This is a genomic window from Streptomyces sirii, assembly GCF_045690365.1.
GTDB classification, from domain to species: domain Bacteria; phylum Actinomycetota; class Actinomycetes; order Streptomycetales; family Streptomycetaceae; genus Streptomyces; species Streptomyces sirii.
The window spans coordinates 6,772,948-6,787,334 of the sequence record NZ_CP147982.1; the positions used below are offsets into that span (position 1 = coordinate 6,772,948).

At 68.7% G+C, this 14,387-nt stretch carries 6 protein-coding genes and 1 rRNA gene; 6 read left to right on the forward strand and 1 reads right to left on the reverse strand.

The features are described from left to right. Positions 1 to 35: 35 nt before the first annotated feature. The 5 genes from WAB15_RS30440 to WAB15_RS30460 all read left to right on the forward strand — a co-directional run bounded on the left by WAB15_RS30440 (position 36) and on the right by WAB15_RS30460 (position 11,034). Positions 36 to 2,420 (forward strand): UvrD-helicase domain-containing protein, encoded by a 2,385-nt coding sequence (locus WAB15_RS30440; RefSeq protein WP_407288167.1) that lies wholly within the window; start codon positions 36 to 38, stop codon positions 2,418 to 2,420. Positions 2,421 to 2,520: 100 nt separating this feature from the next. Further along, positions 2,521 to 4,176, forward strand: a complete 1,656-nt coding sequence (locus WAB15_RS30445) for a TIGR02677 family protein (protein ID WP_407288168.1) — start codon at positions 2,521 to 2,523, stop codon at positions 4,174 to 4,176. Next, complete coding sequence (locus tag WAB15_RS30450; RefSeq protein WP_407288169.1) at positions 4,173 to 5,378, forward strand: TIGR02678 family protein; 1,206 nt, start codon at positions 4,173 to 4,175, stop codon at positions 5,376 to 5,378. Before WAB15_RS30445 ends, WAB15_RS30450 begins: the two co-directional genes overlap by 4 nt. 14 nt (positions 5,379 to 5,392) lie before the next feature. After that, positions 5,393 to 9,622 carry a TIGR02680 family protein gene (locus WAB15_RS30455; RefSeq protein WP_407289322.1) on the forward strand — a complete coding sequence of 1,410 codons (4,230 nt, stop codon included), beginning with the start codon at positions 5,393 to 5,395 and terminating at the stop codon, positions 9,620 to 9,622. An 80-nt stretch (positions 9,623 to 9,702) separates the two neighbouring features. Further along, positions 9,703 to 11,034: a TIGR02679 family protein gene (locus WAB15_RS30460; protein WP_407288170.1), complete on the forward strand. Its 1,332-nt coding sequence runs from the start codon at positions 9,703 to 9,705 to the stop codon at positions 11,032 to 11,034. Between the two features lie 211 nt (positions 11,035 to 11,245). Here the strand turns inward: WAB15_RS30460 and WAB15_RS30465 are convergent, their stop codons facing one another. After that, complete coding sequence (locus tag WAB15_RS30465; RefSeq protein WP_407288171.1) at positions 11,246 to 11,833, reverse strand: DUF475 domain-containing protein; 588 nt, start codon at positions 11,831 to 11,833, stop codon at positions 11,246 to 11,248. Positions 11,834 to 12,697: 864 nt separating this feature from the next. Between WAB15_RS30465 and WAB15_RS30470 the strand changes: the two genes are divergently transcribed. Further along, positions 12,698 to 14,226 (forward strand): 16S ribosomal RNA (locus WAB15_RS30470). The last annotated feature ends 161 nt before the right edge of the window (positions 14,227 to 14,387 follow it).

The following is a 14,387-nucleotide window of genomic DNA, read 5'->3' on the forward strand; positions in this document are numbered from 1 at the left end:
GTCGTCCGGCGGGGCGGGCCAGGACGCGGGTGCAGGTGGGGCTCCAGGCTCACGAGGACATCAGGCGCCGGGGCGGGGCCGTCGCGGACGTGGTCGCCATTTTCGTCCACCGACTGCGTGCCGACCGGAACAACCGAGCCCTGCGCCGGACCTTCCTGCGGGCTGCCGGCGACAACGGAGACCTGTATCTCGCGTACGCCGACACCCGGTGCGTGGTCCTGCTCCTGTCGACGGACGATGGTGACGAGATGCGGGTCCTCGCGGTGCGCGACGGCCCCCTCGCCAGTACCGAACTCACCCGGCTCACCGTTGAGATCAACCCCGTCTCGGGCGCCATCGAGGTGGTCGACCAGAGCGAGGTCAGCGCCCAGGTCGTCGCCCTGCCGGACCGGGCGGAGGCTGCGCCGCAGGAAGCCGCGCGGGACGGACGGGAGCCGGCCGTCCAGCAGGACACACCGGCCGCCGGCTCCGCCGCACCCGCGGCCACCAGCAGCCTCCGGACTCCGTTCTTCTCCTGCTACGACGACGAGGTACTCCTGGACCTGGGAGTCGTCCCCTCCCTCCTGCCGGCGCTCCGGAAGATCCGCACCGACGAGCAGTTCGAGAAGCTCCTCACCCACAACCTTCCCGACCTCACTCGCGACGTCCTCCTCGCACTGCGCAATCAAGCGGACCTGAAGGACGTACGGCAGTACATCACCGACAAATGGCGTGCCGAGGAGGACGTCAACCCGCGCGACTGGTCCCGCGCCGCCCAACGGGCCGTCTCCCAGGCCGAGACCGACGACGACGCGGTACTCGGCGCGCTCGGCAAGAGCTTCGACGCCTGGCGTCTGTTCCTCCACCCCGAGCAGAAGCGCCTCGCCACCGGTGACTTCAAAGGCTCAGCGAAGGTGACCGGCGGCCCCGGCACCGGCAAGACGGTCGTCGCCCTCCACCGGGTACGCCACCTGGTCGACCGGCTGCCGCCGGGGCATTCCCGCCCCGTGCTGCTCACCACGTACAACACCAACCTCGCCCTGGACCTCAAGGAGCGGTTGCGGCAGCTCGGCGGTGACGCCCTGCTGCGCCGCGTCGACGTCAAGTCGGTCGACGCGCTCGCCCGGGAGATCGTCCAGGAAGCCCGCATCGACCTGGGCCGGCCCATCGACGACGATGCGGCCATGAACCTGTGGCACACGGTGCTCGCCGAGACCGGACGGTTCGAGTACGACGCCGACTTCCTGGACACCGAGTTCAGGCATGTGATCGTCGGAGGGGGGTGCGGCTCGTGGGACGCATATCGACGCGTCAGTCGCGCCGGGCGCCCCCGCATCACCACCGCCCAGCGCCACGACATCTGGCAGCTCGTGCTCGCGTACAAGGCCCACCTGGAGTCCCCGCCGCGGCAGACGACGTATGCGCTGATCGCCGACGCGGCTGCCGCCATCGAACAGCGCCGGATGACGCGGACGGAGGAGCAAGCCCGCTACAAGAAGGAGCTTGGAGGCCGTGATCTCGTCCACCGCGAGACAGGCAGCGGCATGTGGCTCAAGCCCCGCTACCAGCACATCGTCGTCGACGAGGCACAGGACCTCTCCGCCTCGCACTGGCGGATGCTGCGTGCCATGGTCCGCAAGGGCCCGAACGACATCTTCCTCGCCGGCGACGCCCACCAGCGCATCTACGGGAGCCGGGTTGTCCTCAGCCACCAGGGCATCGAGGTCCGCGGACGAGCCTCACGCCGACTCACCCTCAACTACCGCACCACCCGACAGATCCTGGGCAGCGCCAACCGCCTGATCGAGGGTGCCGCCTTCGACGACCTCGACACCGGGGCCGACACCCTCGTCGGCTACCGCTCGGTCCTCACCGGGCTTGCCCCGCAGTTGTGGCGCGCCCCCGACCGGCTGACCGAGATGCGCGCGGTGGCCATGCTCGTCAAGGAGCGCCACGACTCCTACGGAACGCCGTACTCCGCGATGGCCGTAAGCGTGCCCGACGGCAGCTCCGCGCAAGAGTTCGCCAACGTGCTGGCTCGGGAGCCCCTTGGCATTCCGGTGGTCGAGCTGGGTCGGGAGGGCGTCCGTGCTGACCTGGATGCGGTGCGCATCGGCACGATGCACCGCTTCAAAGGCCTGGAGTTTCAGCGGGTCTTCCTCACCTCCGTCGGCGAGGGCCAGGTGCCGCATCAGCGCATCGAGCAGTATCGGCGCACCTACCCGGATCGCTACCGCCAGGAGGAACAGCGCGCACGCTCCCTGGTGTTCGTGGCCGCGACGCGCGCCCGGGACGAGCTCGTCATCACGTGGAGCGGCAAGGCCAGCAGATACCTCCCGGACGACGCCGACGAGACCGCCTACCGGGCCACGGATCTGCTCAGGAACGAGGGCCCGCCGTCCGGCTCGTCGTCCGGTTCTTCGGGCTTCGCCGCTGCTTGAGCGCATTTTCCGCGGCGCAGCGACGAACCGCGCCGCGGGACAGCCGAAAACCGGACATCCCGTGCAGTCAAGGGCTCCTCTCCGGAACAATGGACCGACGATGACCTTCGAGACCTCCGGCCCCGCCCAGTCCCCACCCGAGCCGCCCGCTCCTTCCCTCGGCGACTACACCCCTTTCACCCACCTCACCGTCCCCAACGCCGCCCTCTATCGCCAGGTGATGCGAGCGTTCCTCGCCGCCAAGGAGCGGTTCGCGGTGCACCTGCGGCCGGAGGACGTGCACGCCGCCCTGGATGCGGACACCCGACCCGGTGACATCGAGTCGGTCGTGAAGGCGCTGGACAGTCTCGTAGGCTGGGGGAATCTGCGGGCCGATCCGGACCACGCGCGGGTGACGGCGGTCGAGGACTTCTACCGCAGGCGGTTCATCTACCAGCTCACCCGGGCCGGTGAAGCCGCCGAGGTGGCGCTTGGGACGTACGACGAGGCGCTCGGGCGGCGCGGGGAGCTTCAGGCGGTCGCGCTGCACGACATCGTCACGCAGCTGCGGGCACTGCTGGTGATCGCCGGGGAGGGCAAGCCGGACCCGGCCAAGGCCCACATCGCGCTGTCCGTGCTGACGGCACGCTTCACCGACCTCGCGGACAACGCCCGCGCCTTCATGGGGTCGCTCCAGCGGACCATCGACCTGCACGACATCGAGGTCGAGGCGTTCCTGGCGTACAAGGACCGGCTGATCCAGTATCTGGAACGGTTCATCCAGGACCTCATCACGCTCGGCGGGCGGATCGCCCTGCTGATCGGGGAGCTGGAGGAGCAGGGGAGAGTGGAGCCGCTGCTGTCGCTCGCCGCCGGGCGGGAGGCCGCCGACGCCGCTCCCGAGGACGCCGAGCACGCTGAGGCGGTGGCGTACGAGAAGTGGGCCGCGCGATGGTTCGGGCTCGCCCAGTGGTTCGTGTCGGGGGAGGGGCGGGAGTCCCAGGCCCGGCTGTTGCGGGGACGCGCTCTCAGCGCGATTCCGCAGTTGCTGGCCGTCGTACGGCAGTTGAACGAGCGACGGGCCGGACGCTCCGACCGCTCCGCCGACTTCCGCACACTGGCGCGCTGGTTCGCGCAGGCTCCGGACGACGCCGCGCGGCACCGGCTCTGGAGGGCGGCATTCGGGCTGTACTCGTCCCGGCATCTCACCGTCGACGCCGACACCCTGGCCGAACGGGTCGCCGTGCCGGAGCCGGCCTCGACGCCGTGGGCAGAGGCACGGCCGCTGAGGATCAGCCCTCAGCTGCGCCGTACCGGAAGCTACGAACGGCGTGGTAAGCCGCGCCGGGTGGCCGACCGAGGTGCGGCGAAACGCAGGCTCGCCGAGATCGCCGCCCGGCAAGCGGGGGAGGCCCGGCAGGCGCGGGAGCGGCTGGCGACGGGAGGGCCGGTGCGGTTGTCCCGGATGGGAGAACTCGACCCGCTCGCCTTTCAGTTGTTCCTGCGGCTGCTCGGCGACGCCCTCGCCACCTGGCGGCCGGGCATGACGACCACCGCGGCAACCAGCGGGGACGGTTCGATGGAGATACGGCTGACCGCGCTCGACGACGGCAGGACAGCCGAAGTGCGCACACCCGACGGAGTGTTCCGCGGGCCGGACCATGTGATCGACATTGTCGATCTCACGGCGAGCCACAGCGGCCGATTCACCCCGGCCCCCGTCCCACGACAGGGCACCTCCGCCCAGCTCACCCCGCAGCCCACGGAGGACCGATGACCGTCCCCCTGGCAGAGGTCCTCGATGGCCAGCGCGAGGCCGATCTCCGGCGGGCCGCACGTGCTTTGCTGAAGGAGCCGTTGCTCACCTCGGACGGTCCGTACGCCGACGAGTTCCGTCTGGTGCGCCGGCACGCCGCCGAACTGCGCGACTGGTTCGCACGCAACGTCGGCTGGACGCTGCGCACCGACGCCGACGCCGCACGGCTGCGCAAGACACCCGGCACCCTCACCGACGCCACACACCCCGCCCGCGAGGCATCCGGGTCCAGGCTGCCCTTCACCCGACGCCGCTACGTCCTGCTCTGCCTGACCCTGGCCGCACTGGAGCGGGGGGAGGCGCAGGTGGCCCTGGGACGACTCGCGGAACACGTCGTGCTGGCCGCCGCCGATCCCGAACTCGTCGCCGCCGGGATCACGTTCACCCTGGAGCGGCGTGACGAGCGCCTCGACCTCGCCGCCGTCGTACGCCTCCTGCTCCAGCTGGGAGTGCTGCGGCGGGTGGCCGGTGAGGAGGAAGCGTACGTCAGCGGATCGGGTGACGTGCTGTACGACGTGCGCCGACGCGTACTGGCCGGAATGCCGGCCGCCCTGTGCGGCCCCTCTCTGATCGAGGCCGAGGACGTCGAGGATCGCCTGGTGGAGATGACGACGCAGACAGCGCTCGACAGTGACGAGCTGAGATTCCGTGCGATCCGCTGGAAGCTGACCCGCCGCCTCCTCGACGACCCGGTGCTCTACTACGACCAGCTGACCGACGAGGAACTCATCTACCTCACCCGGCAGCGGGGCTTCATCACCGCCCGCATCGGCGAACTGACCGGACTGGTCGCCGAGACACGCGCCGAAGGCATCACCATGGTGGATCCCCAGGACGACCTCACCGACGTACGCATGCCGGAACAGGGCACGCATGGCCACGTGACTCTGCTACTCGCCCAGCACCTGGCGCAGGCCGATGGGCCCGTCACGCCCGCGGAACTGGCGCTGCTCGTACGCGAACTGGCCGCCGAGCACGGCAACTTCTGGTCCAAGACGGCCCGGGAGCCGGGAGCCGAACCCGCGCTCGTGGAACAGGCCCTGGCCAAGCTGGAGGCTCTGGGGCTTGCGGAGCGCACCGCACGAGGCGTCGTGCCGCGCCCTGCCCTCGCGCGGTACGCGGTCGGCGACGCCTTGGTCCAGCACACCGGCGACGAAAGGTGATCCGCATAGTGACCGTGCCGACCCCGCTCCCTGTCCTTCCGAGCCCCGCCCCCGGCCGGTGGCGTCCCCTGCGGATGGGGCTCGTCGACATTTTCCACTATGACGTCGAGGAGTTCTGGTTCCGGGACGGGCGGCTGCTTCTGCGCGGTAACAACGGCACCGGCAAGTCGAAAGTGCTCGCCCTCACCCTGCCGTTCCTGCTGGACGGCGACCTCTCCGCCCGCCGCGTCGAGCCCGACGGCGACCCCGGCAAGCGCATGGAGTGGAACCTGCTCCTGGGCGGTGAGCACCCGCATCCGGAGCGGCTCGGCTACACGTGGATCGAGTTCGGCCGGCTCGACGCGACCAGCGGCGAGGCGCATTTCCGCACGTTGCTGTGCGGACTGAAGGCTGTCACCGGACGCGGCATCGCCCGCCACTGGTTCGCCGTCACCGGCCAGCGGATCGGCGCCGGACTTGACTTGCTCGACGCCACCGGCACTGCACTGTCCCGGGACCGGCTCGCCGAGGCCATCGGCGGCCACGGCATGGTGTACGACACCGCCAAAACGTATCGCCGAGCGGTCGACGAGGCTCTCTTCGGGCTGGGGGAGCGGCGCTACGCAGCGCTCGTCGACCTGCTGATCCAGCTGCGCCAGCCCCAGTTGTCCAAGCGTCCGAACGAAGCCGCGCTGTCCCGGGCGCTGACGGAGGCACTGCCGCCGATGGACCAGGCGGTCATCGCCGACGCGGCGGAAGCGTTCCGGTCGCTGGACGAGGAGAAGGAGGAATTGCGGGCCGCACGCGAGGCCGAACAGGCCTCGTCGGCCTTCCTCGACCACTACCGGCGCTACGCCCGCATCGCCTCCCGCCGCCGGGCCCGCCTGCCCCGCACCGAACACGCCCGTTACGAACACCTCCAGCGGGAACTCCTCAAGGCACAGGCCGACCGCGACCAGGCGGTGGCGGACCGGTCCGAGGCCCAGGAGCGGGCTGCGGCGCTCGCCGAGCGGGCGGCGCGGCTGAGCGCCCAGGACGCGGCGCTGCGGTCAGGGCCGGAGATGCGGGACGCACGTGCACTCGACCAGGCGGCGGCCGACGCTTCCCGGACCGCGGCGGAACTGACCCGGTCCGAGGCGGACCGGCAGACGGCCTCCCAGGCACACACCCGGGCGCTCGGCCGGCTCGCCACCGCGACGAACCGGCTGACCGGTGCCCAGGAGGCACTGGACGACATCCAGCGCCGCGTGATCGGCAGCGCCACGGCGGCGCGTATCGACGTCCCGCGGACAGCAGGAGCCCCCGCCGCGGCTCTGCGCCGGGCGGCGGACGAGGCGACGGCGAGCAGGCGGCGTGCTGTGGAGCATGTGGCGACGCTGGTGGTGCGTGCCGAACTTTCCGAGGAGGCACGCAAGGCGGCCCGACTACGTGCCGACGAGGCCGACGAGGAGACCGGCCACAGCAGTGAGCGGTTGGCCGAGGCCGAGGAGGGCGTCGCGGAGGCGGGACGCGCGCTGGTCGCGGCTGTGCGCGAGCACCTGTCGCGGTGCGTGGAGCTGCGCGTGGACGGGCTGCCGGGAGTGCTCGACGCGGTGCAGGGCTGGGTGGGCAGCCTGGACGGCCCCCACCCGGCACGTGTGGCCGCGGCCGGAACCCACCGCGTCCTCGCCTCCCAGCTGGCCGACCGGTCCGCGGTCCTGGCCCACCGCGAGGCGTCGACGACAGAACGTCTGCGGCTCGTGGCCGAGGAACTGACCGCTCTCGAAACGGGCGGGCAGCGAGGCCCCTCTGCTCCGTACACCCGCACCGCCGAGGTCCGCTCCCAAGACCTCGGAGCCCCGCTGTGGCGGCTCGTCGACTTCCGGCCGCAGGTGACCGAGGCCGAACGGGCCGGGCTGGAAGCCGCACTGGAGGCGTCGGGGCTCCTCGACGCCTGGGTGCGGCCGGATGGTTCCGCGGTGGCGGCGGACGGCCACGACGTGCTGCTCGCTCCCCTGGCGCCATCCGACCCGCTGAGCGGGGGCGGCCTCGACCGCGCGCTGTGTCCGGCGGTCAACCACGCGGATGTGGGAGCCGCCGCCGTGGGGGAACAGACCGTCCAGCGTCTGCTGGTCTCCATCGGGCTGGTGGACAAGGGCGGTGACGGGGCGGCGGAGGCCGTCCGGGAGACGGGCGACAACCGCACGTGGGTTTCCACGGACGGGCGCTTCCGTGTCGGTGCGCTGATCGGGAGCTGGGCCAAGGACAGCGCCCAGTACGTGGGGGAAGGGGCCCGGGAACAGGCACGCCGCACCAGGATCGGCGAACTGCGTGTCGAGCTAATGGCGTTGGAAGCCGAGCGGAAACAGCTGGCCGAGGAGCTGCGTGCGGTAGCCGAGCGGCGCGGCCTGCTCGACGCCGAGCTCGCGGCCGTACCGGGTGACGACGACCTGCGCCACGCCCACGCACGGGTCGGCGCAGCGGCCGACGCGGTCCACCGAGCCCGTACCCGGCAGCAGGAGCGGGCCGTCGAACTGGCCCGTGCGGCAGGAGAAGCCGATCGCACGGCGGCCGAACTCGCCGATACTGCCGCCGACCTGAACCTACCCGCCGACCGGGAAGGGCTGGACACCGTGCAACAGGCGCTCGCCGATCACACCGCCCACCTGGCCGCGCTGTGGCCTGCCCTGCGTGAGCGCGCGGACGCCGAGCAGGCCGTTACCGGGGAGCAGGCCGAGACCGGGCGGGCCGAGCTGCTGGTCTCCGAGCTCGCCGAGCGAGCCGCGGAGGCGGCGCGTCTCGCCGCCGCGGCGGACGAACATCTGCGCACGCTCCGCTCCACCGTCGGAACGGCCGTCGCCGAACTCCAACGACGGCTGGAGGAGACCGCCGCCGCTGTACGCGCCTGCCAGACCGAGCAACAGCGTGCTCAGGCCGACATCCGCGACGCCGACCGGCGAGCCGGTCACGCCGAAGGCCGCATCGAGCGGCTCACCGAGGACGTCACGGACGCCACCGCCGCGCGTGAGCGCGCCATCGCGGCGCTCCAGCGCTTCGTGTCGACCGGACTGCTCGCCGTCGCTCTCCCTGATCTCCCCGTACCGGACGACGACGGCGGAACGTGGGCGGCGACTCCCGCCGTGAGCCTCGCCCGTGCCGTCGAGTCCCGGCTCTCGGCGACCGATGACTCGGACGCTGCCTGGGAACGCATCCAGAAGCGTCTGAGCGAGGAACTGGGCAGACTCCAGGACGCGTTGTCCCGGCACGGCCATACCGCGACGGCCCGCCCGAGCGAGGACGGCATGCGCGTCGACATCGTCTATCAGGGCCGGGAACGGGCCGTCCCCGAACTCGCCGAAGCCCTGTCCACCGAGGTCGCCGAACTGACCCGCATCCTGTCCGCACACGAGCGGGAGATCCTGGAAACTCATTTGATCACCGAGGTCGCCGGCACGCTCCAGGAGCTGATCGGGGCAGCCGAACGCCAGGTGCGCGCGATGAACCGGGAGCTGGAGGATCGCCCGACCTCGACGGGTATGAAGCTGCGCCTCGTGTGGCGGGCCTCCCGCCGGGCCCCGCAGGGACTGGCCCAGGTCCGTGAGCGGCTGCGCCAGTCGGCCGATGCTTGGTCGCCGCAGGACAGAACCGCGGTCGGCGCGTTCCTCCAGGAGCAGATCGCCCGCCGGCAGGCCGACGACAGCGCAGGCAGCTGGCAGGAGGACCTCGCTGCCGCGCTCGACTACCGTGCCTGGCACGAGTTCGGCGTTGAGCGCCACCAACACGGCAAGTGGGTACCGGCCACCGGGCCCGCCTCGGGCGGCGAACGCGTGCTCGCCGCGTCCGTGCCGCTCTTCGCTGCCGCTTCCTCCCATTACGCGAGTGCGAGCGGCGCGTACGCCCCGCGCCTCGTCACCCTGGACGAGGCGTTCGCGGGAGTGGACGACGACTCCCGCGCCAAGTGCCTGGGCCTGTTGCGCGCCTTCGACCTCGACGTCGTCATGACCAGTGAACGGGAGTGGGCCTGCTACCCGCAGGTACCCGGAATTGCCATCGCACAGCTGTCCCGTGTCGACGACATCGACGCCGTCCTGGTGACCAGGTGGGAATGGGACGGCAGCGAGCGCCGGCGAGGCACGGAGCCAGGAGCCACCGAGGGCCCGCCGATGGTTCCCGCTCAGGCCGACGGCCTCGGGCACGATGGTGAAGACGCGCCCCGACCGGTTCCCGGGACGGCACAGCCTGTTGGCCCGGACATCACCGGAGAACAGGAGTCTCTGTGGACGTGAACCCTTCGGCTCAGCCCTCCGCGGCTGGACGGGCGGCCACGCCTCGGATACCGGGGGAGCGGATGGGAGCTACGGACGTCGTGGCGGCGGAGCCGGCCGGGACACCGCACGCCGAAGCACGGGCCGACACCGAACGCCTCGGACGGCTGCTCGGAGACCCTGGCCTTGCCTGGCTCCTGGAACGCATCCGCCAGCGGATGGCCGGCGGGCGGCCACTCACCGGCACGGTCACCTTGTCGCGCCCCGACGGCCTCCAACGCCGAGCTGCCGAGCGCCTTCTGGGCCGCGCTCCGAGCACAGGCCACTCGCTGACGATACGACTCGACGCGGTGGACGCTGTCCTGCGTCGTTCCGGTGTCAGCCCTGACGGCCTGGAGGCCGCCGTTGTGGCCATCACCGGACCTGTTGCTCTGAGGGCGGAGACGCTGAGCAGAGAGGCGCAGGCATGGGAGGAAGCAATGGCTCCGCTCGACGGCCTGCCTGCCGAACTGGCCGACTGGGCCCAGCGGATCCGCAAAGACGGTCTCGTACGGCGACTTGCGCGCACCCCCGAAGCCGCCGCGCCCCTGGTTGCCGCCGCCGTACAGGCGCTGCGCGTCCTCCCCGCGATTCCCCCGATGTCACGGGCGACGTTCGCGGCACGGCATCTCTCCGGCGCCCACGCCCTGGACGAGGGAACGCCGCTCGCCACGCTTGTCCTGTCCGGGATCCGTGCCTGCACGGACTTCCCCGAGGGCGCCGGCGCCGAGTGGCGACGTGAAGCCTGGGCTTCGGCCGGTCTGCTCAAGGACGATGTGTCGTCCACCGTCCTGATCCTCAACCTGAGAGGAATACCGGCCCTCGATTGCATGGCCGACGACGGAGAACCCGCTGTCCTGACGCTGCGTTCTCTCACTCGCCGGTCCGCCAACGAAATCACTGCCACGACGGGAACCGTCCATGTATGTGAGAACCCGGCCGTCCTGTCCGCCGCCGCAGACGCCTTCGGGTCGGCATGTCCGCCCATGGTGTGCCTCCAGGGGCAACCGTCGGCGGCCGCGCTCACTTTGCTGCGCGGCCTGTCCGCGCGGGGCGCCATGCTTCTGTACCACGGTGACTTCGACTGGGGTGGGGCACGCATCGCCACGGCACTGGGGCGAGGTGTCCCGTGGCGACCCTGGCGATACAGAGCCGCCGACTATCGGGCGGCCGTGACTGCAGTGAGTGACCCGCAGGACTTGACGGGCGCGGCCGCCGCGACGCCGTGGGACCCCGCCCTGGCCGCCGCTCTTACCGAGCACGGAGTACGTGTCGAAGAAGAGTCGGTTCTCGACGATCTGCTCGCGGATCTGGAGACGTTTGCTGAAATGCATCGGACAGTGCCGGGGACCGGTGGGCTGCACTGGCCGTGGCATGCGGCCCGGGAAGGGTAGACCGTCGGCAAAATTACCGACCGGGCCTGTCAGCGAGCGCCGCCCGGCGTCACAGGCCGCATCTTCCGACAGTAGGTGCTCTGATACCAGGGAGCCATGACGCTCGCTTGACGCTCAGGTCGCCTCACAACCCGTTCGCGAAGCAGCGAAAACCCTATTGAACTGCAGGTTCTCTCGTCCTCGTATCCTGTGACGTGCTCTCGGTTACGCATCATGTGGAGTGCGTTGTCATCCTGGAGCGGGCAGAGAAGCAGGGCTGAGCTGCCGGTTCTTCTGGATTGCCCTGGCGCGGCCGGGCGTGCTCGACCTGTTTCCCGAAGTCCGCCACGTGGAGCGTGTCGCTGGCTCGCGCCACATGTCTCACCTGCGGTTTCGCGCAGCGGTACGCGGGTGAGGAGCGCGCTCTGCCTCGACTTCGTGAGGGTGGTCGGGAAACATCTTCACGCTCGTTCGACGCTGATTCTGGTGGAGCGTCATAACGCTCACTCGGTCGGCTGTCGAGTCCACGTGGAAGCTCCTGGCTGGCGCCCGCGGTCTCGATCTCGGTGATTGCCGGTGCCCGGTTGCGGCGCACCGAGGACCCGAAGCACCAGGCGATCAGGAGCCGCCCCCGAGGCCGGTGATCACTTCGTTGAATCTCCTGCTGGAAGGTGGCCATGCGGATCACTCTCAGGGCGCCGATGGCGTCGTGGGCGCTGTGCACCAGGCAGACGTAGTGGTCGAGGGTGCCCTGGCAGACCAGGTAGGCCGTAGGGGAGCGGATGCGTCTAACACGGTCCCCCCGTAGGCGGCCTACCACTGCGAGCGTGCTGACCCGGGACAGATCATCGGAATACGCCTGCCTCGTGGATCCCTCAGCGACCAGGTGGCCCGGCGGCCTAGCGGTCCGGGACAGCTCGAATCACCGCGGATGTACCCCCAAGTCGTGCCGCACCCATCGGATCGTGTAAGTTCTTCGAGTTGCCACAGCGCCGGATCGGTTCTGCGGCAGCCATCCCGCCGCTTCGCGGCACACCACTACTGCACGGCCCCTCACCGGGAACAATTTCGGCGTGCCGAAATTCGGACCGCGGCGCGATTATGCGCCGACGAGGAATTCCGCTAAAGTAGTGATCACGCCGAAAGGCGCGAACAAACCCCCTCCGACGGGGAATCGGAAACAAATTCGGACCGGCAACGGAACGAAACGGATCTGATAGAGTCGGAAAGGCCGAAAAGCGAAAGCCGAACGGCCGACCCCGCTCCAACAGGGGGCCAGAGACGGAAACGGATCTGGTAAGGTTGGAAACGCGGAGAAGCCGAAAGGCCGAAACGCGTCGGCGAAAATCGGAGCCGCGAGGATCTGATAGAGTCGGAAACGTAAGACCGAAGGGAAGCGCCCGGAGAGCCCGGTACTGAGTCACTCAGAACCGATAAGGCACAAAGGAAGCGTCCGTTCCTTGAGAACTCAACAGCGTGCCAAAAGTCAACGCCAGATATGTTGATACCCCGTCGACCGGAAACATCCGGGAGATGAGGTTCCTTTGAAAGTCCTACCGGCACAATGTGCGGGTAGGCAACACACAGCGAGGACGCTGTGAACGAGCAGGCTTATTCCGCCTGCTTGTTCCGCTCAACGCGAGTGTCACCCGCCGTTTTTCATTAAACGCAGTCGGGTAAAGCATTCACGGAGAGTTTGATCCTGGCTCAGGACGAACGCTGGCGGCGTGCTTAACACATGCAAGTCGAACGATGAACCTCCTTCGGGAGGGGATTAGTGGCGAACGGGTGAGTAACACGTGGGCAATCTGCCCTTCACTCTGGGACAAGCCCTGGAAACGGGGTCTAATACCGGATATGACGCGCGACCGCATGGTCTGTGCGTGGAAAGCTCCGGCGGTGAAGGATGAGCCCGCGGCCTATCAGCTTGTTGGTGGGGTAATGGCCTACCAAGGCGACGACGGGTAGCCGGCCTGAGAGGGCGACCGGCCACACTGGGACTGAGACACGGCCCAGACTCCTACGGGAGGCAGCAGTGGGGAATATTGCACAATGGGCGAAAGCCTGATGCAGCGACGCCGCGTGAGGGATGACGGCCTTCGGGTTGTAAACCTCTTTCAGCAGGGAAGAAGCGAGAGTGACGGTACCTGCAGAAGAAGCGCCGGCTAACTACGTGCCAGCAGCCGCGGTAATACGTAGGGCGCAAGCGTTGTCCGGAATTATTGGGCGTAAAGAGCTCGTAGGCGGCTTGTCACGTCGGATGTGAAAGCCCGGGGCTTAACCCCGGGTCTGCATTCGATACGGGCAGGCTAGAGTTCGGTAGGGGAGATCGGAATTCCTGGTGTAGCGGTGAAATGCGCAGATATCAGGAGGAACACCGGTGGCGAAGGCGGATCTCTGGGCCGATACTGACGCTGAGGAGCGAAAGCGTGGGGAGCGAACAGGATTAGATACCCTGGTAGTCCACGCCGTAAACGTTGGGAACTAGGTGTGGGCGACATTCCACGTCGTCCGTGCCGCAGCTAACGCATTAAGTTCCCCGCCTGGGGAGTACGGCCGCAAGGCTAAAACTCAAAGGAATTGACGGGGGCCCGCACAAGCAGCGGAGCATGTGGCTTAATTCGACGCAACGCGAAGAACCTTACCAAGGCTTGACATACGCCGGAAAACCCTGGAGACAGGGTCCCCCTTGTGGTCGGTGTACAGGTGGTGCATGGCTGTCGTCAGCTCGTGTCGTGAGATGTTGGGTTAAGTCCCGCAACGAGCGCAACCCTTGTTCTGTGTTGCCAGCATGCCCTTCGGGGTGATGGGGACTCACAGGAGACTGCCGGGGTCAACTCGGAGGAAGGTGGGGACGACGTCAAGTCATCATGCCCCTTATGTCTTGGGCTGCACACGTGCTACAATGGCCGGTACAATGAGCTGCGATACCGCGAGGTGGAGCGAATCTCAAAAAGCCGGTCTCAGTTCGGATTGGGGTCTGCAACTCGACCCCATGAAGTCGGAGTTGCTAGTAATCGCAGATCAGCATTGCTGCGGTGAATACGTTCCCGGGCCTTGTACACACCGCCCGTCACGTCACGAAAGTCGGTAACACCCGAAGCCGGTGGCCCAACCCCTTGTGGGAGGGAATCGTCGAAGGTGGGACTGGCGATTGGGACGAAGTCGTAACAAGGTAGCCGTACCGGAAGGTGCGGCTGGATCACCTCCTTTCTAAGGAGCACTTCTTACCAAGCCTGGCTTGGTCAGAGGCCAGTACATCAGCGAATGTCTGATGCTGGTTGCTCATGGGTGGAACGTTGACTATTCGGCACGGTTTCTGAGGGTTCATTAGTACTGCTTCGGCGTGGAACGTGGGTCTTGGGGGATCGTGT

What these genes read in the sequence shown, in the direction of transcription:
- WAB15_RS30445 (WP_407288168.1), top strand. Translation starts at nt 2,521, where the DNA reads ATGACCTTCGAGACCTCCGGCCCCGCCCAGTCCCCACCCGAGCCGCCC.
- WAB15_RS30450 (WP_407288169.1), top strand. Translation starts at nt 4,173, where the DNA reads ATGACCGTCCCCCTGGCAGAGGTCCTCGATGGCCAGCGCGAGGCCGAT.